This is a genomic window from Sphingomonas sp. CV7422 (assembly GCF_027945725.1).
GTDB lineage: Bacteria > Pseudomonadota > Alphaproteobacteria > Sphingomonadales > Sphingomonadaceae > Sphingomonas > Sphingomonas kyungheensis.
The window spans coordinates 1,997,252-2,017,714 of the sequence record NZ_CP115900.1 but is presented as its reverse complement, the minus strand read 5'-3'; the positions used below and the strand labels follow the sequence as shown (position 1 = coordinate 2,017,714).

General features: G+C 68.6%; 21 protein-coding genes and 1 tRNA gene. 12 read left to right on the top strand and 10 right to left on the bottom strand.

Features of this window, described 5'->3' with window-relative positions:
* Window positions 1-60 precede the first annotated feature (60 nt).
* The gene (locus PBN85_RS09820; RefSeq protein WP_271298834.1) at window positions 61-279 is read right to left on the bottom strand and encodes a DUF3072 domain-containing protein; all 219 of its coding nucleotides are present in this window, start codon (window positions 277-279) and stop codon (window positions 61-63) included.
* A gap of 59 nt (window positions 280-338) precedes the next feature.
* Window positions 339-1,445: an alanine dehydrogenase gene (ald, locus tag PBN85_RS09815; protein ID WP_037536483.1), complete on the bottom strand. Its 1,107-nt coding sequence runs from the start codon at window positions 1,443-1,445 to the stop codon at window positions 339-341.
* Window positions 1,446-1,569: 124 nt separating this feature from the next.
* Here ald and PBN85_RS09810 point away from each other — a divergent pair, with 124 nt between their 5' ends.
* The 4 genes from PBN85_RS09810 (at window position 1,570) to PBN85_RS09795 (ending at window position 4,698) form a co-directional block, all read left to right on the top strand.
* Entirely contained in the window at window positions 1,570-2,013 is a 444-nt protein-coding gene (locus tag PBN85_RS09810) for an Lrp/AsnC family transcriptional regulator (RefSeq protein ID WP_271298833.1), read from the top strand.
* 192 nt (window positions 2,014-2,205) lie between these two features.
* Entirely contained in the window at window positions 2,206-4,053 is a 1,848-nt protein-coding gene (locus tag PBN85_RS09805) for a potassium transporter Kup (RefSeq protein WP_271298832.1), read from the top strand.
* Entirely contained in the window at window positions 4,050-4,577 is a 528-nt protein-coding gene (locus tag PBN85_RS09800; protein WP_271298831.1) for a 2'-5' RNA ligase family protein, read from the top strand. Before PBN85_RS09805 ends, PBN85_RS09800 begins: the two co-directional genes overlap by 4 nt.
* Window positions 4,578-4,621: 44 nt before the next feature.
* A tRNA-Met gene (locus PBN85_RS09795) sits at window positions 4,622-4,698 on the top strand.
* Window positions 4,699-4,731: 33 nt separating this feature from the next.
* On the opposite strand, the gene PBN85_RS09790 is transcribed toward PBN85_RS09795, so the two are convergent.
* The gene (locus PBN85_RS09790; protein WP_037536321.1) at window positions 4,732-4,995 is read right to left on the bottom strand and encodes a SemiSWEET family transporter; all 264 of its coding nucleotides are present in this window, start codon (window positions 4,993-4,995) and stop codon (window positions 4,732-4,734) included.
* A 158-nt stretch (window positions 4,996-5,153) separates the two neighbouring features.
* Between PBN85_RS09790 and PBN85_RS09785 the strand changes: the two genes are divergently transcribed.
* The gene (locus tag PBN85_RS09785) at window positions 5,154-5,444 is read left to right on the top strand and encodes a hypothetical protein (RefSeq protein WP_271298830.1); all 291 of its coding nucleotides are present in this window, start codon (window positions 5,154-5,156) and stop codon (window positions 5,442-5,444) included.
* A gap of 28 nt (window positions 5,445-5,472) precedes the next feature.
* Here the strand turns inward: PBN85_RS09785 and fdhD are convergent, their stop codons facing one another.
* Genes fdhD through PBN85_RS09770 form a run of 3 tightly spaced genes read right to left on the bottom strand, consistent with a single transcriptional unit; the run spans window position 5,473 to window position 9,043 of the window.
* Window positions 5,473-6,252, bottom strand: coding sequence for a formate dehydrogenase accessory sulfurtransferase FdhD (gene fdhD / locus PBN85_RS09780; RefSeq protein WP_271298829.1), 780 nt, complete (start codon window positions 6,250-6,252; stop codon window positions 5,473-5,475).
* Window positions 6,249-6,842: a molybdenum cofactor guanylyltransferase gene (gene mobA / locus PBN85_RS09775; protein WP_235199826.1), complete on the bottom strand. Its 594-nt coding sequence runs from the start codon at window positions 6,840-6,842 to the stop codon at window positions 6,249-6,251. The genes fdhD and mobA overlap by 4 nt, the downstream gene beginning before the upstream one ends.
* Entirely contained in the window at window positions 6,749-9,043 is a 2,295-nt protein-coding gene (locus tag PBN85_RS09770; protein ID WP_271298828.1) for an FdhF/YdeP family oxidoreductase, read from the bottom strand. The genes mobA and PBN85_RS09770 overlap by 94 nt, the downstream gene beginning before the upstream one ends.
* Before the next feature lie 211 nt (window positions 9,044-9,254).
* Between PBN85_RS09770 and trxB the strand changes: the two genes are divergently transcribed.
* On the top strand, window positions 9,255-10,223 hold the full coding sequence (gene trxB / locus PBN85_RS09765; protein WP_037536329.1) for a thioredoxin-disulfide reductase: 969 nt from the start codon (window positions 9,255-9,257) through the stop codon (window positions 10,221-10,223).
* A gap of 226 nt (window positions 10,224-10,449) precedes the next feature.
* On the opposite strand, the gene PBN85_RS09760 is transcribed toward trxB, so the two are convergent.
* Genes PBN85_RS09760 through PBN85_RS09750 form a run of 3 tightly spaced genes read right to left on the bottom strand, consistent with a single transcriptional unit; the run spans window position 10,450 to window position 12,195 of the window.
* Complete coding sequence (locus tag PBN85_RS09760; RefSeq protein WP_271298827.1) at window positions 10,450-11,214, bottom strand: hydrolase 1, exosortase A system-associated; 765 nt, start codon at window positions 11,212-11,214, stop codon at window positions 10,450-10,452.
* Window positions 11,202-11,864: a hypothetical protein gene (locus PBN85_RS09755; RefSeq protein ID WP_271298826.1), complete on the bottom strand. Its 663-nt coding sequence runs from the start codon at window positions 11,862-11,864 to the stop codon at window positions 11,202-11,204. Before PBN85_RS09755 ends, PBN85_RS09760 begins: the two co-directional genes overlap by 13 nt.
* A 58-nt stretch (window positions 11,865-11,922) precedes the next feature.
* Window positions 11,923-12,195 carry an acyl carrier protein gene (locus tag PBN85_RS09750; protein WP_037536336.1) on the bottom strand — a complete coding sequence of 91 codons (273 nt, stop codon included), beginning with the start codon at window positions 12,193-12,195 and terminating at the stop codon, window positions 11,923-11,925.
* An 82-nt stretch (window positions 12,196-12,277) separates the two neighbouring features.
* Here PBN85_RS09750 and PBN85_RS09745 point away from each other — a divergent pair, with 82 nt between their 5' ends.
* Both PBN85_RS09745 and PBN85_RS09740 read left to right on the top strand, forming a co-directional pair.
* On the top strand, window positions 12,278-13,774 hold the full coding sequence (locus PBN85_RS09745) for an AMP-binding protein (RefSeq protein WP_271298825.1): 1,497 nt from the start codon (window positions 12,278-12,280) through the stop codon (window positions 13,772-13,774).
* Window positions 13,771-14,991, top strand: a complete 1,221-nt coding sequence (locus PBN85_RS09740) for a pyridoxal-dependent decarboxylase, exosortase A system-associated (protein ID WP_271298824.1) — start codon at window positions 13,771-13,773, stop codon at window positions 14,989-14,991. Before PBN85_RS09745 ends, PBN85_RS09740 begins: the two co-directional genes overlap by 4 nt.
* Here PBN85_RS09740 and PBN85_RS09735 read toward each other — a convergent pair.
* Complete coding sequence (locus PBN85_RS09735) at window positions 14,988-15,407, bottom strand: DUF4879 domain-containing protein (protein ID WP_152542409.1); 420 nt, start codon at window positions 15,405-15,407, stop codon at window positions 14,988-14,990. The two genes, PBN85_RS09740 and PBN85_RS09735, sit on opposite strands and share 4 nt — an antisense overlap.
* Before the next feature lie 243 nt (window positions 15,408-15,650).
* On the opposite strand from PBN85_RS09735, the gene PBN85_RS09730 reads away from it, so the two are divergent.
* From PBN85_RS09730 to PBN85_RS09715, 4 genes are all read left to right on the top strand, one after another.
* Complete coding sequence (locus tag PBN85_RS09730) at window positions 15,651-16,241, top strand: XrtA/PEP-CTERM system exopolysaccharide export protein (RefSeq protein ID WP_373276476.1); 591 nt, start codon at window positions 15,651-15,653, stop codon at window positions 16,239-16,241.
* 64 nt (window positions 16,242-16,305) lie between these two features.
* Entirely contained in the window at window positions 16,306-17,814 is a 1,509-nt protein-coding gene (locus PBN85_RS09725) for an XrtA system polysaccharide chain length determinant (RefSeq protein ID WP_271298822.1), read from the top strand.
* Complete coding sequence (locus tag PBN85_RS09720; protein WP_443026736.1) at window positions 17,811-18,854, top strand: AAA family ATPase; 1,044 nt, start codon at window positions 17,811-17,813, stop codon at window positions 18,852-18,854. Before PBN85_RS09725 ends, PBN85_RS09720 begins: the two co-directional genes overlap by 4 nt.
* Window positions 18,851-20,461 (top strand): hypothetical protein, encoded by a 1,611-nt coding sequence (locus tag PBN85_RS09715; RefSeq protein WP_271298821.1) that lies wholly within the window; start codon window positions 18,851-18,853, stop codon window positions 20,459-20,461. Before PBN85_RS09720 ends, PBN85_RS09715 begins: the two co-directional genes overlap by 4 nt.
* The last annotated feature ends 2 nt before the right edge of the window (window positions 20,462-20,463 follow it).

Genomic DNA, 20,463 nt, shown 5'->3' with positions numbered 1-20,463 from the left:
GCATCAATCCGACATGGAACGGCCCCCGTCGCGTCCTGTCGCAACGGGGGCCGTGAGAGGTCACTTGCCGCGGCCGGTCTTGCCCTGCAGCTCGTCGATCTTCTTCGACGCTTCCGCCTTGGTCAGCGATTCGTCGAACGTCTCGCCCGCCTCTTCGGACAGCGTCTTCAGGTAGCTCGCCTGCGCGCCGGTCATCGTCTCGTCACCCGTCGTCCAGTCATCCGGATCCTTTTCGGCGTTGGACGTGGGGTGGGTCTTAGGGTTTTCGGTCTCGGACATGGGTGAAGCCTTCTACAGTGTCGAAGGCTTCAACCACCATGTTCCACGTTCGTTCCGGCTCAGCCCTGCCAGGCCTCGAACGGCAGGTCGAGCGCCTCGGCGACCGCCTGATGACGGATCTTGCCGCCCGAGACGTTGAGGCCGTTTGCGAGATGCGGATCGGCCTTCATCGCCGCGTCCGCGCCGAGGTTGGCGAGTTTGAGCGCGAAGGGCAACGTCGCATTGTTGAGCGCGAAGGCGCTGGTCCGCGCCACCGCGCCCGGCATGTTGGCGACGCAATAATGCGTCACGCCGTCGACCTCGAACACCGGGTCCTCGTGCGTCGTCGCATGGCTGGTTTCGAAACAGCCGCCCTGGTCGATGGCGATGTCGACCATCACCGCGCCGCGCTTCATCGTCTTGACCATCTCGCGCGTCACCAGCTTCGGGGCCGCCGCGCCGGGCACCAGCACCGCGCCGATGACGAGATGCGCGTTCTTCACCGCCGCGGCGATCGCCGCCTTGCTCGCATAGGCGGTCTTGATCTGGCTCGAGAAGAACATGTCGAGTTCGGCGAGCCGGTCGTTGGAAATGTCATAGATCGTCACGTCGGCGCGCATGCCGACCGCCATCTGCGCCGCATTGACGCCCGACACGCCGCCGCCGAGGATCGCGACCTTCGCCGGCGCGACGCCCGGTACGCCGCCGAGCAGCACGCCGCGGCCACCCTGTTCCTTTTCGAGATAATGCGCGCCGACCTGCACCGACATGCGACCGGCGACCTCGCTCATCGGCTTGAGCAGCGGCAGGCCGCCGCGCGACGCGGTGACGGTCTCATAGGCAATGCAGGTCGCGCCCGAATTGATGAGCCCTTCCGCCTGCGGCTTGTCGGCGGCGAGATGGAGATAGGTGAACAGCAGGTGGCGCGGTTCGAGCAGCGCGATTTCGCTCGCCTGCGGTTCCTTGACCTTGACGATCATGTCGGCGGCGGCGAACACCGCGGCGGGATCGGGCAGGATGGTCGCGCCCGCGTCGATATAATCCTGATCCTCGAAGTCGATGCCCGCGCCCGCGCGCGTCTCGACGACGACCTCATGACCCGCGGCGACCAGTTCGGCGACCGAGGGCGGGGTCAGGCCGACACGATATTCGTGGTTCTTGATTTCCTTGGGCACGCCGATGCGCATCATCATTCTCCTCTACTGCCGCCGTACATAGCCGCGCCCGAGCGGGAGAAGGTCGCAAAGAATCGCAACGAAAGCGGCACGGGAGGGATAGGATTGCAGCAATGGGCGGCCTATCGCACGATCCATGCTCGACGCCCTCGACCGCAAGATCCTGTCGCAACTGCTCGCCAATTCGGACCTCACCAGCGCCGAACTGGGCGAGGCGGTCGGCCTGTCGCCGAGCGCCGCGCATCGCCGGGTCGGCTCGCTCAAGGAGCGCGGCTATATCGCCGGATTCCGCGCGGTGCTCAGCAAGGCGGCGCGCGGCAATCCCAGCGTCGTGCTGGTCAACGTCACGCTGCGCGACCAGCGCGAGGAGACGATGGCCGCGTTCGAACGCGAGATCGCCGACGTGCCGGAGATTCGCGACTGTTTCCTGATGAGCGGCGAGGCGGACTATATGCTCCACGTCGAGGTGCGGCGTGACGACACGTTCGAACGTATCCACCGCGAGACGCTCGCCCGCCTGCCGGGGGTGACGCGGCTCGCCTCGCATTTCGTCATTCGCGAGGTCTTCCGCCGGCCATGACCCCGGCCGGTGCAGCCTTCCCGTTGCCCGCATCGTTCAGCCCATGCTAAGGCGGGATCATATGGAACAGGTTGGGAACATGGCCGGACTTCGCTGCGCGTCGGATCGGTCGCACCGCTCGTGACAACGCCGGTACCGGCCGCCGTGCCGAATGCGCGCGACGAGGGGGACGCTCAGGGTCATCACGACGGCATGCTCAAGCTTGCCGTCGGGGCGATCGGCATCGTCTTCGGCGATATCGGCACCAGCCCGCTCTACGCCTTTCGCGAGACCTTCGCCGGGCACCACAAGCTGGCGCTCGATCCGCTGCACATCATGGGCGTGCTCAGCCTGATGTTCTGGTCGATGATGATCGTCGTGACGATCAAATATGTCGCGATCATCATGCGCGCCGACAACAAGGGGGAGGGCGGCAGCCTCGCGCTGCTCGCGCTCGTCTCGGGCCGGACCAAGAGCCGACGCTGGTCGGCGGGGATCATCCTGCTCGGCGTCTTCGCGACCTCGCTCTTCTACGGCGATTCGATGATCACCCCGGCGGTGACCGTGCTCGGCGCGGTCGAGGGGCTGGCGATCGCCGCGCCGGCGTTCGGCGGATTGGTGCTGCCGATCGTCATCGCCATCCTCATCGCCTTGTTCTGGGTGCAGAAGAGCGGCACCGCGCGGATCGGGCTGGTGTTCGGGCCGATCATGCTCGTCTATTTCACCGTCATCGCCGTGCTCGGCCTGATCAGCGTCGTGCAGACGCCGGCGGTGCTCTGGGCCTTTTCGCCGCATCATGCGGTGCATTTCTTCCTCGCCGATCCGGTCCGGGCGTTTCTCGCGCTCGGCTCGGTGGTGCTGGCGGTGACCGGGGCGGAGGCGCTCTATGCCGACATGGGCCATTTCGGGCGGCGGCCGATCGGACTGTCGTGGCTGGTGTTCGTGCTGCCGGCGCTGATGTGCAATTATCTGGGGCAGGGCGCCTTGCTGTTCCGCGAGGGCACCGCCGCGCTGGAGAGTCCCTTCTACATGCTCGCGCCCGATTCGCTCCAGCTGCCTTTGGTCATCCTCGCGACGATGGCGGCGATCATCGCCAGCCAGGCGGTGATCTCGGGCGCTTTCTCGGTGACGCAGCAGGCGATCCAATTGGGCTTCATGCCGCGGCTGCGCATCGAACATACCAGCGCGGCGACCGCCGGACAGATCTACATCCCGATCGTCAACTGGATGCTGATGGTGATGGTGATCCTGCTGGTGCTGTTCTTCCGCACCTCGTCCAACCTTACCTCCGCCTATGGCATCGCGGTGACGGGGGCGATGTTCATCGATTCGTGCCTGCTCGGCGTCGCGCTGACGCGGCTGTGGAACTGGCCGCTCTATGCCGCCGCACCGTTGCTCGGCCTGTTCTTCCTCGTCGACGGCGCCTATTTCTCGGCCAATCTCACCAAGGTGCCCGACGGCGGCTGGTTCCCGCTGATGGTCGGCTTCATCGTCTTCACCTTCCTCACCACCTGGTCGAAGGGACGGCAGCTGATGATGGACCGGCTGCGCGAGGCGGCGATGCCGATCAAGGTGTTCATCACCTCCGCCGCCAGTTCGGCGAGCCGGGTGCCCGGCACCGCAGTGTTCATGACCTCGTCGGCGGACGGCGTGCCGCATGCGCTGCTGCACAATCTCAAGCACAACAAGGTGCTGCACGAGCGGGTGATCCTCCTCACCGTCAAGATCGTCCAGCAGCCCTATTGGCGCGAGGCGGATCGCGCCATGACCGAGGAGATGGGTGACGGCTTCTACCGCCTGATCCTGCGCTACGGCTTCATGGAGGAGGTCGACGTGCCGGCGGCACTCAAGCGCGTGCATGGCTGCGGTGCCGAGTTCAAGATGATGGACACCAGCTTCTTCCTGTCGCGCCAGACGCTGCTCCCCTCCGAACGACCGGGGATGATGCTGTGGCGCGAAAAGCTGTTCGCCTGGATGCTGCGTAACGCGGAGAGCGCGATGGAATTCTTCCGCCTGCCGACCAATCGCGTCGTCGAGCTCGGCAGTCAGGTGGAGATTTGACCGGCCCCGCCTCCGGTCCGGCACCGGCGCCGATCATCGTCACCGCGCTGTTCGGGCGGCAGGACCAGGGCTGGTTCGACGCGCAGCGTGCCGCACATTTCCCGCCCGAACGCAACCAGCTGTCGGCGCATCTCACCATGTTCCACCATCTGCCGCCCTCGGCGGAGGCGGAGATCAAGCATCGCCTGTCCGGCCTCACCCGCGGCGTCGCCGCGCCGGTGGCGCGCGTCGGTGGGCTGATCTCGCTGGGGCGCGGCGTCGCCTATCGCATCGAATCGCCCGAGCTGGTCGCGATCCGCCGTGAGCTGGCCGATGCCTTTTCGGGGCTGCTGACGCCGCAGGATGCCGGCGGCTGGCGCCCGCACGTCACCATCCAGAACAAGGTGCAGCCCAATATCGCCAAGCTGCTGCTCGCCGCGCTGAGCCGCGATTTCGTCGCGCGCGAGGTCGAGATCGCCGGCCTTGCCACCTGGTGGTATCGCGGCGGGCCATGGGAAGCACTTTCCCGTCATATGTTCGCTTGACGGCTGCTGTATCCCACACTTATAGGCGCCACCTCACACGGCGGGGCGGAGTAGCTCAGCTGGTTAGAGCACGGGAATCATAATCCTGGGGTCGGGGGTTCAAGTCCCTCCTCCGCTACCATTTCCGGTAGCGCCCGCCGGTGTGAGCATCATCCTACAGCGCCGTCACGAAGGTGATCAGCCCCAGCACCACGCCGGGTGCGTTGGCGAGCGTCACCGGCCAGTCGCGCCGCTGCTTGACCAGGCCATAGGTCACCCACAGGCTGCAATTGAGCATCGTGCACAGCGGCTGGATCGCCGAGCCCTTGTGGCCGGCCAGATTGAGCCGGATCTGCGACACGTAAGAGACGTACATCGCGACTGCGGTCAGCGTGGCGATCCAACCGAGCAGATGCACGGCGCGACGTTCGGTAGTCATCAATCAGGTCCCCCTCGGGCGGCATCGCCGCGGCAGACACGGGTAATGACCGGGCGGCGGCTGTGTTGCGTCGGCCGGCCGCGAAAAACGAACCTGTGATAACGTCCTGTAAAGACGCGCCATGCCATGGCGGTCGTCGCTGCGGAGCGAGGCCGGTCATGCCCTATCATCATCCTGTCGAGCGTCGCCGCGGGGACCGTCGCGTCGCTGCCCGCCCGGTCACGCCGGACCGCCGCCTCGCCGAACGCCGGCGCGACGAGGTCAAACTGGTCCGCAAGCCCGAGCCGATGCATCGCGGCGTGCTATGGGCGGCGGTGGCGATGATCCTGATCCTCGCCGACAGCGTCTTTCTCGGCGGGACCTATCGCCACATGCTGATCGACGGGTTCGACGGCGTCATCGACGGCATTCGCAACTGGTCGGCGCATCTGTGGGATTGGGGGCACTGACGACCGGCGGCGCGGCGGAGGCGCGTCCTCAGGCGAAGACCGCGCCGGGATCGTTGAGTAGCAGCAGCGCATCCGATCGCGCCAGCGCCACCAGCGTCAGCCCGTGCGCGCGGGCGTGATCGATGCCGAGGCTGGTCGCGGCGGAGATGCCGACGAGCAGCGGCGTTCCCGCCACCAGCGACTTGTCGACCATCTCGAAGCTGATCCGCGACGTGACCAGGGTGAACGCCGCATCGATTCCCAGGCCGATCAGTTTGTCGAGCGCATTGTGGCGGCCGACATCCTCGCAGAGCGCGAGGATCGCGCCGTCGACGCCGCAGGCTGCGGCGGCATGTACCGCGCCGGTGCTGCGGTTGAGGTGCTGCGAATCGCGCACCAGCCCCAGCGCATGGAATATCGCAGCGGGCGCGACCCGCGTCGCCTCCGGCCGGCGGGCGACTGGACGGACGAGCTGTTCGAGGCTGGCGATCCCGCACAGGCCGCAGCTGGTGTCGCTGGTGCGGTGGCGGATCCGGTCGGCGATACGGCCGCGGCACCGCTCCGCCAGCGCGACGCGGACGATCCAGCCTGCCGGCGCCTCGAACACGTCGATGTCGAGGATGTCGCCGCGCGTATCCGCCAGCCGTTCGGTCAGCATGAAGCCGGTCGCGAACGCCGCCAGATCGCGCGGCGTCATCATCATCACCGCATAGCCGAGACCGTCGACTTCGATCGCGACCGGCGCCTCGATCGCCATCGCCCGTGTCGCGGCATCGATGCTGCCGTCGGGGCGCAGCACGTGCACCGCCTCCTGCCGCGCGCCGCTCACAGCGCGAGCAGGTCGTCGGGTGTGTTGACGTTGACCAGCGGCGCGGGGCTGGGGATCGGCAGCGCGCCGATGCTGCGCGCCCAATTCTGTACCGAGCGCCGCGGCGATTCGGCGATATGGCGGAGCAGCGACGGCGCGAGCGCGCTCGGCCAATGGCCGATCACCGGCGCGTCGAGACAGAAGCTGGGCGCGCGGCGCAGCAACGCCGGCAGCAGCGGCTCGGGCAACAGCGGCATATCGCAGGGCAGCGTCAGCACCGAGGCATAGCCATGCGCCGCGCCATAAGCGAGCGCCCCGGCGATCCCGCCGAGCGGACCGAGGCCGGCGTGCGGCCGATCGCACACGCCGTCGTCGCGCCCGACGACGACCACCGCATCCGCCTGTTCCGCGCCGAGCGCGCGCATATGGTCGAGCAGCGGACGCCCCCGATAGAGCGCCGCCGCTTTGTCCGTCCCGAAGCGGCGCGACTGGCCGCCGGCGAGGATCGCCGCGAGGATCAGGCGGATCGCTCCACCCGCACCGGCACCGACTTGCCCGCCGGCACGTGGCTCTGCTCGGCCTTGTGCGTCACCGGCATCAGCACGTTGCACTCGGGATAATAAGCGCCGAGGCATCCCTGCGGAATGTCGTAGGGGACGACGAGCAGCTTGCCGACCCGCCGGTCGCCGTTGCTGCCCGCGTCGCCGACGAGGTCGACCAGGTCATGTTCGGCGAGGCCCATCGTCGCCATGTCGGCGCGGTTCATGAAGACGATGTCGCGCGTGCCTTTGATGCCGCGGAACCGGTCGTGATAGCCATAGACGGTGGTGTTGAACTGATCGTTCGAACGCAGCGTCATCAGCCGGAACCGCCCTGGCGCCTCGGCGAAACCGGTCGCGTTGAGTGTCGAGGGCACGTTGAACTCGGCGCGGCCGCTCTCGGTCAGCCATTGCCGATGCGCCGCCTCGACGCCCTTCCAGAAGCCGCCCGGTACCCACATCCGCTCGTTGAAGCGGGTAAATTTGTCGGGATAGGTCGCCTCGATCGCGTCGCGGACCAGCGCGTAATCGCCGACCCACGCATCCCAGTCGACCTTCGGATTGGGCGCCAGTGTCGCCTTGGCGATGCCCGCGACGATCGCCGGCTCGGACAGCAGGGTGTCCGCCGCCGGCGTCGCCTTGCCGCGCGAACCGTAGATGCGGCTGAAACTGTCCTCCATCGTCACCGCCTGCGGCCCCGTCGCCTGCTCGTCGGTCTCGATCCGGCCGAGGCAGGGGAGCAGGTAACAGGTCTTGCCGGGCAGCAGATGCGTGCGGTTGAGCTTGGTCGCGATGCTCACGGTGAGGTCGAGCTGCTGCCACGCCGGCTCGATCTCGGCGGTCGCCGGCACGGCGCGGGCGAGATTGCCGCCGAGGCCGATGAACGCCTGGGCGCTGCCGTCGATGATATGTTCGCACGCCTCGACCGTGTCCCAGCCCTTGTCGCGCGGCGGCTCGAAACCGTAGAGCGCCTTGAGCCGGTCGAGCGGCGCCAGTTCGGGCTTTTCGGTGATGCCGACGGTGCGCTGGCCCTGGACGTTGCTGTGCCCGCGCACCGGGCCGAAGCCTGCGCCCGGCTTGCCGACGTTGCCGCGCAACAGCATCAGATTGACCAGGGTGTGCAGATTGTCGATGCCGTGGACGTGCTGGGTCAGCCCCATGCCGTAGACGCAGATGACGCGCTTCGACTTGGCGTAGATCGCACCGACGCCTTCCAGCTCGCCGCGGCTGAGCCCGCTCTCATGCTCGATCGTCGCCCAGTCGGTGGCGCGCACCATTTCGGCGAAGGCCTCGAAGCCCTTGGTATGTTCGGCGATGAAGGCGTGGTCGAGGATAGCGGGGGCGCCGATCCGCTGGCACTGGTCGTCCGCCTCGATGACATATTTGCAGATGCCGAGCATCGCCGCGATGTCGCCGCCGGTCTTGACCTGATGATATTGGCTGGCGATCGGCGTCGACTTGCCGGTGACCATCTCGATCGGGTTCTGCGGATCGGTGAACCGTTCGAGCCCGCGTTCCTTCAACGGGTTGAAGACGATGATCTCGACCCCGCGCTTGGCGCAGGCGCGCAGCGGGTGAAGCGCCCGCGGGCTGTTCACGCCGGGGTTCTGGCCGAAATAGAGGATCATGTCGCAGCTGTCGTAATCCGACAGATGGATCGTGCCGACCGGCGATCCGATCGCGGACTTCAACCCGACCGACGTCGTCTCGTGGCACATGTTGGACGAATCGGGCAGGTTCTGGCTGCCGTACATCCGTGCCATCAGCGCCCACATATAGCTCGTCTCGAGGCTGGCGCGGCCGGAGGCGTAGAAGACGACTTTGGCCGGGTCATAGCCCTTGAGATGCGCACCGATGTCGGCAAACGCCTCCTCCCAGCTCACCGCGACGTAGCGGTCGCTCGCCGCGTCATATCGCATCGGATGGGTGAGGCGGCCCGCCTGTTCGAGGTCGAAATCCTTCCATCCGCGCAACTCGGTGACGCTATGCTCGGTGAAGAAGGCGGGCGTGGTGCGATAGCTGGTCAGCTCCCACGCGGTCGCCTTGGCGCCGTTCTCGCAGAATTCCGCGATATGCGGATGCGCGGGCTTCCCCCAGGCGCATGACACGCACATCACGCCCTCCGGCTTGTTCTGCCGGGCAAGCTCGCGCACCGTCTCGGGATTGACCTTCTCGCGCAGGTTGATGCGGGCGACCGACTTCATCGACCCCCAGCCGCCGGACGGGCCGGTATAGGGTTCGGTACTGATCTGATCGTCGGCCACTATGTTCATCCCTCACGCTTCGTGAGCGCGAACGCGTGGAGGCGAGGGTTGGATGCACGGAAATGATGACAGGATGCCGCTGCGCCGACGATCCCGCCGCCGACCGTCCCCGGTGATCCGATTATAGCCGCGTTCGGCGATGATTTGCCGACGGCATTCAAAAACGCCGCATGATCGCCTAGATCAGCATCCGAATCTTCCCTTCCGACAGGCTGTTCCCATGACCACCCATTCCACGCGCATGCTCATCCTCGGCTCGGGCCCGGCGGGTCTGTCGGCGGCGATCTACGGCGCGCGCGCTGGCATGGCGCCGATCGTCGTCCAGGGCATCCAGCCCGGCGGGCAGCTCACCACCACCACTGATGTCGAGAATTACCCCGGCTTCGCCGACGTCATCCAGGGCCCGTGGCTGATGGAGCAGATGCAGAAGCAGGCGGAGCATGTCGGCACGCGGCTGATGTGGGACACGATCGTCGAGGTCGACCTCACCCGGCGGCCGTTCCGGCTGATCGGCGACGGCGGCGACGTCTACGAGGGCGAGGTGCTGGTGATCGCCACCGGCGCGCAGGCGAAATGGCTCGGGCTCGAATCGGAAGAGGCGATGAAGGGCAAGGGCGTGTCCGCCTGCGCGACCTGCGACGGCTTCTTTTACCGTGGCAAGAAGGTGGCGGTGATCGGCGGCGGCAATACCGCGGTCGAGGAGGCGCTCTACCTCACCAACCACAGCGACGACGTCACGCTGATCCATCGCCGCGACACGTTGCGCGCTGAGCGCATCCTGCAGGAGCGGCTGCACGCGCATCCCAACGTCACCGTGCTGTGGAACAAGGAGGTGCGCGAGTTCGTCGACGGCGGCGGCAATGCCGGCCTCGTCGCGCTCGATCTGGAGGATACGGTGACGGGCGAGCATTCGCGCCTGTCGGTCGACGGCGGGTTCGTCGCGATCGGCCACCATCCCGCGACCGAGTTGTTCCGCGGCCATCTCGCGCTCGACGACGACGGCTATATCGCGGTCGAAACCGGCTCGACCCGCACCAGCGTGCCGGGCGTCTTCGCCTGCGGCGACGTCGCCGACAAAATCTATCGCCAGGCGGTGACCGCGGCGGGCACCGGCTGCATGGCCGCGCTCGATGCGGAGCGCTTTCTCGCCGCCGCCGAGTTCGAGGAGATGGCCGAGGCGGCGGAATAGCGACCGGCCGTGGCCGGAACGGGCGTCGGCACTGCATGACCTTGCAGCGGTGCTCGATGTCGCCGTTCTAGACTGGAAGGTGATCACGCGAAGACACGAAGGCGCTAAGAGTCCAGTGCAATACAATGACGTGGAAGCGTCGGGCGAGTGCACTTCCAGACTATAGAGGAAAGCGCTTCCCTTGTGCGACGACCGAATTTTTCGCGTCTTCGCGGCTTCGCGTGTGTTATTGGTCTTCCAGCAAACCTGCGACCAACGCCTGCAACTGCCGCTGATCCGTCTCCCGGGCGAAGCTGTGCGAGGCGGTGTCGATCCGATGCGCGGGAAGATGCGGCGCTGCGGCGGCGAAGGCCTGCGCGGTGGCGTCGCCGCTCGCGAGGATGATCGTGGCGGCATCGCCCCAATTCTCGATCGCGCCGACGATCCGCCGCGCAAGTGTCTGCGGCGGAGCGGTCGAGGCCTTGTGCAGGCCGCGGAGCGCCTTGCCGAGATCGATGCGGCCGGAGAGCAGCCGCGCCCAGGCGCGCGGGCTGGTCAGGCGCTGGCGATAGGTGGCGCGGATCGCGGCGACCGGGGGAAGGTCGTCGAAGTCCTCGATCGTCCAGGGATTGGCGAGGATCAGGCGATCGACTCCCGCCTCGCGGCCGTGGAGCGCGAGCAGGCTCGCCGCGTCGCAATTGCCATAAGCGACGATCGTCGCGAGCTGCGGCGCGGCGGCGCGGAAGGCTTCCGCCGCGGCGACGAGATCGCCGCGGGCGGACAGGTACCCATGGTTGTCGCCCGACGAATCGCCGATCCCGCGCCGGTCGTAGCGAAAGACGGGATGGCCGCGGGCCGTCATCGCCGCGGCGAGCAGCGCCATGCCGCGATGCGCGCCGCAGCGGATTTCGTTGCCGCCGGAGACGATCAGCAATCCGGTCGCGCCCGCCGCCATGTCGAGCGAGCCGATCAGCGTCTCGCCCGCACAGGGAAAGGTGATCAGGCTTCGCACGCCGCGATCCAGCCGGCGATATCCTCGGCGAGCAGCGCGGCGAGCGCGGCATCGTTGCCCGGTTCGCTGCGGCGCCACAGCGGGGCGGCATCGACGTGGCGGTCGGCTGCGGCGGGGTCGCTCGCGAGGCGGACGACGCGACGGGGGATGCCGGGCTGATCGGATGGCGTCGCCGCCGACATCGACAGCAACAGGTCGCTTGGCAACAGGTTGCCGGCGATCTCGACCGGATCGCCACCCGCCATCATCATCGTCTGGTCGCCGGAATGGCCGGCGGCTCGCCACGTCCGATGCAAATCCCGCAGCAGGTCTGCGCCGGTTTGCGGCGCGAGATGCCACCGTCCGCTATGGAGCGCGCAGCCGTCGAGCAACGCTCCGCTTCGAATGCCCACCGCATAGGTCCGCCGCATGTCGTCGAGACAGCGATCGGTGATGGCCTCCAGCGCCGTCGCCAGGCTCAGAATCGTAAGACCGGTCAGCGGGGTCATGCTCTCCCCCTGGCCCGGCACGTCGGGCAGCACACTGCCGATGCCCCTTTCCGCCAAGGCCCGCAGCAGCGTCACCACGAAGGTCCGCGTGCGATTGCCTTCCTCGAACACCGGCAGCGCGACGACCGCGAGCGGCCCCTCGTCCGGGCCGAAGCGCAGCATCGCCTCGCGCCCGCCCGGCCAGTCGTAATGATCGATCCGCGGCGCCATGCCGCAGAGGCTAGACGAGCGCCTTGCTCGCGGCAAATTCGACCAGCGCGCCGAAGGTTTCGAGCATATCGCCGTCGACCTCGTCATCCTCGATCAGGATGCCGAGCCGGTCCTCGATCTCGGTCAGCACGCTGGCGACCGCCATCGAATCGAGTTCGGGCAGCGCGCCGAACAGCGGCGTCGTCGCGGTGAAGCCGGCGACGCGCTCGGCGGAAAGGCCCAACACGTCGCGCAGGACGGCGCGGACGGTGGTCTCGACGGTGTCATAGCCTTCGGGAAGCAAAGCGGCGGCCCTGATCGGTTGCGGATAGCCGCCGGTACTGGCTGGGGCTGCATTCGGCAACAGAGTGACGCTAAGAGGGGCGATGGCCTTGCCCGATCCGACCCCGTTTCCGCTCGACCACCTGCTGCGCGGCGCCGCGGACGCGCCCGCGCTGCTGACGCGATCCCGCGACTGGACCTTCGCCGCGCTCGAGGAGGCGGTCGCCGCGGTCGCCGGCTGGCTCGACGCACAAGGGTGTGCGCCCGGCGAGCGGATCGCGAGCTGGCTGCCCAAGACCGTGCACGCCTGCGTGCTGCCGCTCGCCGCGGTGCGTGCCGGGCTGGTGCACGTCCCGATCAATCCGGCGCTGCGCCGCGCCCAGGTCGCCCATATCCTCGCCGACAGCGGCGCGCGCCTGCTCGTCACCCAGAGCGCGCGCGCCGAAACGCTCGACCCCGCGGACGTGCCGGCGGAGTGCCGCCTGATCGACGAGGGCGAGGTGCCGCTCGCCGGCGGTGGGCCGGGTCGCTCGACCGCAGACCCGCAGTCGCTCGCCGCGATCCTCTACACCTCGGGGTCGACCGGACGGCCCAAGGGGGTGATGCTCAGCCATGCCAATCTGTGGCTCGGCGCGGTGGCGGTGGCGGATTACCTGCGATTGTCGCCGTCCGACCGGGTGCTCGGGGTGCTGCCGCTCGCCTTCGATTATGGCCAAAACCAGTTGCTGTCCGCCTGGTATGCCAGCGCCGCCGTCGCCCCGCTCGACTATCTGACGGCGCGCGACGTGGTGAAAGCGGTCGAGCGGTTCGAGGCGACGACGCTCGCCGGGGTGCCGCCGTTATGGGTGCAGTTGCTCGACGTCGACTGGCCGGCGGCGACCGCCGCCCGGCTGCGACGCCTGACCAATTCGGGCGGCGCCTTGACCGAGCGGCTGGTGCGCGGACTGCGTGCGCGCTTCCCCGCCGCCGAGCTCGTCGCCATGTATGGACTGACCGAGGCGTTCCGTTCGACCTGGCTCGACCCGGCGCTGATCGACGCGCATCCCGACGCGATCGGCCGCGCCATCCCCTTCGCCGAGGTGATGGCGGTCCGCCCCGACGGCACGCGCGCGCACGGCGAGTCGGGCGAACTTGTCCACGCCGGGCCGCTGGTGGCGCAGGGCTATTGGCGCGACCCCGAGCGGACGGCCGAACGCTTCCGTCCCGCCCCGCCATGGTCGGCGAGCGGCGGCATCGCGGTCTGGTCGGGGGATACCGTCGTCGAAGGGGAGGACGGCCTGTTCCGCTTCGTCGGCCGCGACGACGAGATGATCAAGAGCGCCGGCAACCGGATCAGCCCGCTCGAGATCGAGGAGGCGGTGCTGGCCGGCTTCGAGGCGCGCGAGGCGGTCGCGGTCGGCGTCGCCGATGCGCGGCTCGGGCAGGCGATCACCGTCATGCTGGCGGGCGATGCCGCGGCGGAACCGGCGTTGCGGGCGCGGCTGCGCAGCCTGTTGCCGAGTTTCATGCAACCGGCCCATTATGTTTGGCGCGACGCGCTGCCGCGCAACGCCAACGGCAAGCTCGACCGGGCCGCGATCCGTGCCGAGGTGACGGCATGAAACCCGTCGGTCCGCTGCCGCCCGAATTCGTCGGTCAGTCCGGCGTCCTGACCATCGCCGGCGCGCCTGCGGAACAGTGGGCGGCGGACACGCCGGTCTTCGTCTACGACGCCGGCATCGTCGCCGCGCGCATCCGCCGCTTCCGTGCCGCCTTTCCGAAGGTCGACCTCCATTATGCGATCAAGGCGAATCCCTTGCCCGCGCTGCTCGACACGGTCGCGCCCTGGGTCGACGGCCTCGACGTCGCGTCGGGCGGCGAGCTGGAGCGTGCGCTGGCGGTCAAGCCCGGCGGCGCGATCAGCTTCGCCGGCCCGGGCAAACGCGATGCCGAGCTGGCCGCCGCGCTGCGCAGCGGCGCGACGCTCAATCTCGAATCGGACGGCGAGGCGACGCGCGCACTGCGGCTCGCCGATCAGTTCGGGATCACGCCGCGGCTGGCGGTGCGGGTCAATCCCGATATCGAACTGCGCGGATCGGGCATGAAGATGGGCGGCCGGCCGTCGCCCTTCGGCGTCGATGCGGCCGCGGCGGCGGCCTTGGTCCGCCGGCTGATCGATGCCGGCGCCGACTGGCGCGGCTTCCACATCTATGCCGGAAGTCAGGCGCTCGACGCGGGCGCGATCGTCGAGACGCAGGCGGCCACGCTCGCGCTCGCCGCCCGGCTCGCCGAGGCGGCGGGGGCCGCGCCGCCGCTGGTCAATCTCGGCGGCGGCTTCGGCGTGCCCTATTTCGCCGGCGACCGGCCGCTCGATGTCGAGCGGATCGGGGCAGGCCTTGCGGAGGCATTGGCGACGCGCGCGGCGGTGCTGCGTGAGGCGCGGTTCGCGATCGAGCTCGGCCGCTGGCTGGTCGCCGAGGCGGGCGTCTATCTGACCCGGATCGTCGATCGCAAGACGAGCCAGGGCGAGACGTTCCTCGTCACCGACGGCGGCCTCAACCATCAGCTCGCCGCGAGCGGCAATTTCGGCACGGTGGTGCGGCGCAACTATCCGATCGCGCTCGCCAGCGCGATCGACGGCCCCGCGGCCGAGACGGTGTCGGTGGTCGGGCCGCTGTGCACGCCGCTCGACCGGCTCGGCGACCGCGTCGCCCTGCCGGAGGCGCAGCCGGGGGACCTGATCGCCGTCTTCCTTGCCGGTGCCTATGGCGCGTCGGCGAGTCCTGCTGCTTTCCTCGGCCATCCTGCCGCGGCGGAGATCGTGGTCGGCGGTGCCTAAAGCAGGGTGATCTCGGCGGTGAAGGTGCGCGCCGGCGCCGTCATCGCACTGTCCTGCACTGTGATCCGGGTGCCTGAGGGCAGGGGGGCGAGATGATAGGTCAGCTCGATCCCCGTCGCGGGCTCGCCCGGTCGGCACGCGCCGGCGACCACCGCCGCACCGCAGAGCAGGCGCTGGCTCGCCGGGGCCTGCGTCACCACGCCGTCGACGCGCAGTACCCGCGCCCGGCCGATGCCGGTTTCGCGGACGACGATCGTCACCGGCCCGTCGTGACGACGCGCGGTGACGGCCTGATCGGGGCCGATCCGCTCGGCCTGCGTCGCCGAACTGACCCCGGTGATCGTCAGACCGATCAGCGGCGGGGCGGCCTGTGCCGAAACGGGAAAGGGATAGGGCAGGAGAACCGAAAGGGTCATCAAAAGCAGCGCACGAGCCATCATGCTGTGATAACGCAACCGGGCGGCCTTGGGGAGGGCGTGCCGATTGTGCTGTAATCGTTGGTCTAGCGTTCCTAACGCTATCTTCACCTCTCCCGCCCCATGACGCGCAGACGTAACCCCGCCTGTGGATGCGGCCCGGCGTCCCCGGGGGGTCAGGAGATGATTATGCGTTCCGGTGGTCCCGTCCGTATCCTGCTCGCGCTTGGCGGCCTCGCGCCGATGCTCGCCGCCTGCGCCACCGATGCGAGCGGCCCGGCGCTGCCGCCGGCCAGTTACGTCGCGAGCAAGGAGCAGCCGGGCGAGGAATATGTCATCGGCCCGCTCGACCAGCTCAACGTCTTCGTCTGGCGCAACCCCGAACTGTCGGCGAAGGTGCAGGTCCGCCCCGACGGCCGCATCACCACGCCGCTGGTCAACGACATGCCCGCGGTCGGCAAGACCCCCTCGGTGCTCGCCGCCGACATGAAGCAGGCGCTCGGCCAATATGTAAAGGACCCGATCGTCTCGGTGATCGTCGAGAATTTCTCGGGGACCTACAGCCAGCAGGTGCGGATCATCGGCGCGACCGAGAAGCCCGCGTCCATTCCCTATCGCGCGAACATGACGCTGCTCGACGCGATGATCGCGGTCGGCGGGCTCAACCAATATGCCGCCGGCAACAAGGCCAAGCTGGTCCGCCACGATCGCAAGACCGGCGAGCAGCACGAATACAAGCTCCAGATCGCCGACCTGCTCAAGAAGGGCGATTCGAGCGCCAACGTCGGCCTGCAACCCGGCGACGTGATCATCATCCCCGAGTCGATGTTCTGATGGCCGGCATCCTCCTTACGCACGCCGCGCGCGACCACGCGCCGGCGTTCGCCGGACGCGCGCGGTGAACGGCCTCTACGACGAGGTGCGGCTGGCACTGCACGCGATCTGGACGCGCCGCTGGCTCGCGCTGGCGGTGGCCTGGGGCATCTGCGTCGCCGGCTGGTTCGTCGTCAGCCAGATGCCGAGCCGCTACGAATCGCGCGCGCGCGTCTTCGTCCAGATGCAGTCGATCCTGCCCGCGTCGATCGACGCACCCGCGCAGGCGCAGCAGAAGGATGTCGACACCATCCGCCAGACGCTGATCAGCGCGGTCAATCTCGAAAAGGTGGTGCGCGGCACCGACCTGGCGCAGACCGTGTCGAGCGACCGTGACGTCGCCGACCGCGTCGCCGGCCTCGCCAATGCGATCAAGGTCGAGAGCCAGCAGGACAATTTGTTCCAGATCACCACCACCGCCGCCAGCCCCAAGCTGGCGCAGGCGATCACCCAGAAGCTGATCGACATCTTCGTCGAACAGAATCTCGGCCGCGACCGCAGCCAGACGACGCAGAGCCTCGACTTCCTCAACAAGCAGCTCGACCAGCTCCAGAAGCAGCTCGCCGATGCCGATGCCAAGCGCGCCGATTTCCAGACGCGCTACCTCGGCGCCTTGCCGGGCACCGGCTCGGTCGGCGACCGGATCGGCGCGTCGCGCAGCCAGATGGCGCAGGTCGACAGCGACCTCGCCGCCGCCCAGTCGAGCCTTGCCGCGGTGCAGGGCCAGATGGCGGGGACGCCGGCGACCATCCCGAATGCCGGCGGCGTCGCCGCCGGTCCGGCGCGTGCCGCGCTTGCCGCCATCCAGGGCCAGCTCGCCGATGCACGCGCGCGGGGCTATACCGATCAGCATCCCGACGTGATCGCGCTCAAGCGTCAGCTCGTCGCGGCACAGGCGGCGGCGCGCGGCGAACCGGCCGGCGCCGGCGGGGGCACGCCCAATCCGCTCTATCTGTCGTTGCAATCGATGCTCGCCGACAAGCAGAGCGCCGCCGCCGCGCTCAAGATGCGCAAGGCCCAGTTGCAGAGCGACCTCGACCAGCTCAACGCCAAATTGTCGGGCGATCCCGAAGTGGCGGCGGAGCAGGGCCAGATCGACCGTGATTATCAGGTGCTCAAGGATCAATACGATCAATTGCTCACCCAGCGGCAGCAGATCGCGCTGCGTGGCCAGGCGCAGACGCAGACCGACAATGTCAAATTCCAGGTGATCGATCCGCCGACGATGCCGCGCGCGCCGACCGCGCCCAACCGCATGCTGCTGCTAACCGGCGTGCTGATCGTCGGCATCGCCGGCGGCATCGGCGCGGCCTTCGCTCTGGGTCAGCTTCGCGCCACCTTCGCGACCGGACCGCGGCTCGAACGCGCCACCGGCATGCCGGTGATCGGCGCGATCGGCGAGGTGGTGACGCGCAGCCAGTCCGAGCAGCGCGGCAAGCGGCTCAAGCTGTTCCTCGGCGGCACGGCCGGGTTGGTCGCGGCCTATGTGCTGCTGCTCGGCGTCGAGGTGTTGCAGCGGGGGATGGCGGCATGACGGTGCAACGGGACGGGACGATGAGCGGATCGCCACGCGCCGAATCGATGCTCGAGCGCGCCGCCCGAGTCTACGACTTCAATGCGCATCTGCGTCGCCGGCCGCCGCCGATCGATCTGCCCGCGCTCGAAGCGGTGGCACCGCCGCCGCCGGTCGACGCCTGGCAGCAGGCCGACTTGGCGGATCCGACGCTGCTCGCGATCCCGCCCGAACTGCGCGCGCCGGTCGGCCAGGAACTGCCCGACAGCTTCTACGACGCGCCCGAGCTGACCGACATCGCCGCGATCGATCGCGGCATGCTCGCCGAGGCGGGGATGATCGTGCCGGGTGCACCGGTCGGCCCGCTTGCGGAGGAATTCCGGCTGATCAAGCGGCAGTTGCTGATCACCCGCGAACGCATCGCCCGCGCCGGTCGCGACGATGCCGCCGAAGCGGACGCGCTGTCGTCGCGCGACCGGGCGCGCACCGCGCTGATCTGCTCGGCGCGGCCGGGCGACGGCAAGACCTTCTGCGCGGTCAATCTCGCGCTGTCGATGGCGGCGGAACGCGATACGGAGGTGCTGCTGATCGACGCCGACTTCGCCAAGCCCGACGTGCTCGCGCAGCTCGGCCTCGCCGAACAGCCGGGGCTGCTCGACGCGCTCGCCGATGGCGAGATCGACGTCGAGAGCCTGGTGATCCGCACCGATGTCGGCGGCCTGTCGATCCTGCCGGCCGGCACCAAGACCGCGAGCGATACCGAATTGCTCGCCTCCGCCCGGACGCGCGAGGTGCTGGCGCGCCTGCTCGCCGCCAATCCGCGCCGCATCCTCATCTTCGATTCGCCGCCCGCGCTCGCCGCGTCGCCGGCGGCGGTGCTGGCGATGCTGGTCGGGCAGGTCGTGCTGGTGGTGCGCGCCGACCGCACGCCGGAAAGCGAATTGCGCGAGGCGGTGCAGCGGCTCGACGGCTGTGACGAGATCGCGCTGGTGCTCAACGCCGTATCCTTCGTCCCCGGCGGCCATCGCTACGGCACCTATTACGGGCAGGATCGTCCGTGATCCGCACGCTGGGGATGGCGACGGCGCTGGCGGCTCTGGTCGCCGGCGGACAGGCGGGGGCGCAGGTGCAGCGCGGCCGCGTCGTCGCGACGCCCTATGTCGAGGTCGGCCAGATCCTCGACGCCGACCTCAACTCCGGCGACGTGCTGACCTATTCGAGCCTCGCCGCCGGCATCGATGCCGCGGCGAGCACCGCGCGGGTCAAGGGGCAGATCTCCTATCGCTACGAACGCCGCATCTCGTGGGACGACCGGGTCGGCGATGACGACATCCACACCGGCCTCGCCCGCGTCTCGGCAAAGGTCGCGCGCGGGCTGAGCTTCGAGGCGGGCGGCATCGCGACGCGCGCGCGCAGCGACATCCGCGGTGCGGCGCCGGGGGTGATCGTCGGCAACGGCGACAATATCAGCCAGGTCTATGCCGTCTTCGGCGGCCCGAACTACGTCACGCAGGCAGGGCCGGTGTCGCTCGCCGCCAGCTATCAGGCCGGATACACCAAGGTCGACACGCCGAGCTACGTCGCCTTGCCCGCCGGCCAGTCGCGGCTCGATTATTACGACGATTCGTTCGGGCAGGTCGCGGCGATCGGCGCGAGCGTGCGGCCGGGGCAGGTCGCGCCGGTCGGTCTGAGCGCCAGCGCCGGCTGGGAGCGGGAGGACGCCGTCCAGCTCGACGGCCGCTACCAGAGCTGGCGCGTGCGCGGCGACGTGCTCGCCCCGGTGTCGCCCTATGTCGCGCTGACCGGCGGGGTCGGCTATGAGCGGGTCGAGACGAGCAACCGGGCCGCGCTGGTCGATGCGACGGGCGCCGCGGTGGTCGACGGCAACGGCCGCTACGTCACCGATTCCGCCGCGCCGCGCCAGATCGCCTATCGTACCGACGGCGTTTATTACGATGCCGGCGTCGTCTGGCGTCCCAATCGTCGCCTTTCCGCAGAGGCGCATGTCGGCAAGCGCTACGGTTCGCTGAGCGTGACCGGGCTTGCCACCTATCAGGCCTCCGAACGGGTCGCGGTCGCCGCCGACGTCTATGACACGGTCACCACCTTCGGCCGGCAGCTGCGCACCGGGCTCGCCAACCTGCCGACGAGCTTCCTGTCGGCGCGCGATGCCTTTACCCAGCAATATAACGGCTGCGTCTTCGCGACGAGCGGATCGACGCCGGGCGGCTGCCTCAACGACGTCTTCCAGTCGATCGCCACCGCCAGCTATCGCGCGCGCGGCGTGGACGGCGTCGTGTCGATTACCCGCGGACGTTCGGCCTATGGCGGCGGCATCGGCTATGCCAATCGCAAGCTGTTCGACCGCGACGACGTTCCGGGCGTGACGCTGTACGGCGTCGAAGACCAGAGCGCCTATGCGCAATTGTTCTACAACCGTACGCTCACCGCGCTGTCGACACTCGCCGCCAACCTGTTCGTCAATTACTATGAATCGGGTATCGCCCGCACGCCGGGGATCTGGTCCTACGGCGCGACGGGGAGTTACGGGCGCAGCTTCGGGCGCGTCACCACCACGGCCAGCGCCGGCATTTACGCCTTTGATACCGGAGACGTAGATACCGTCTGGTCGGCGCAGGCACTGATTGCCGCGCGCTACTCGTTCTAAGG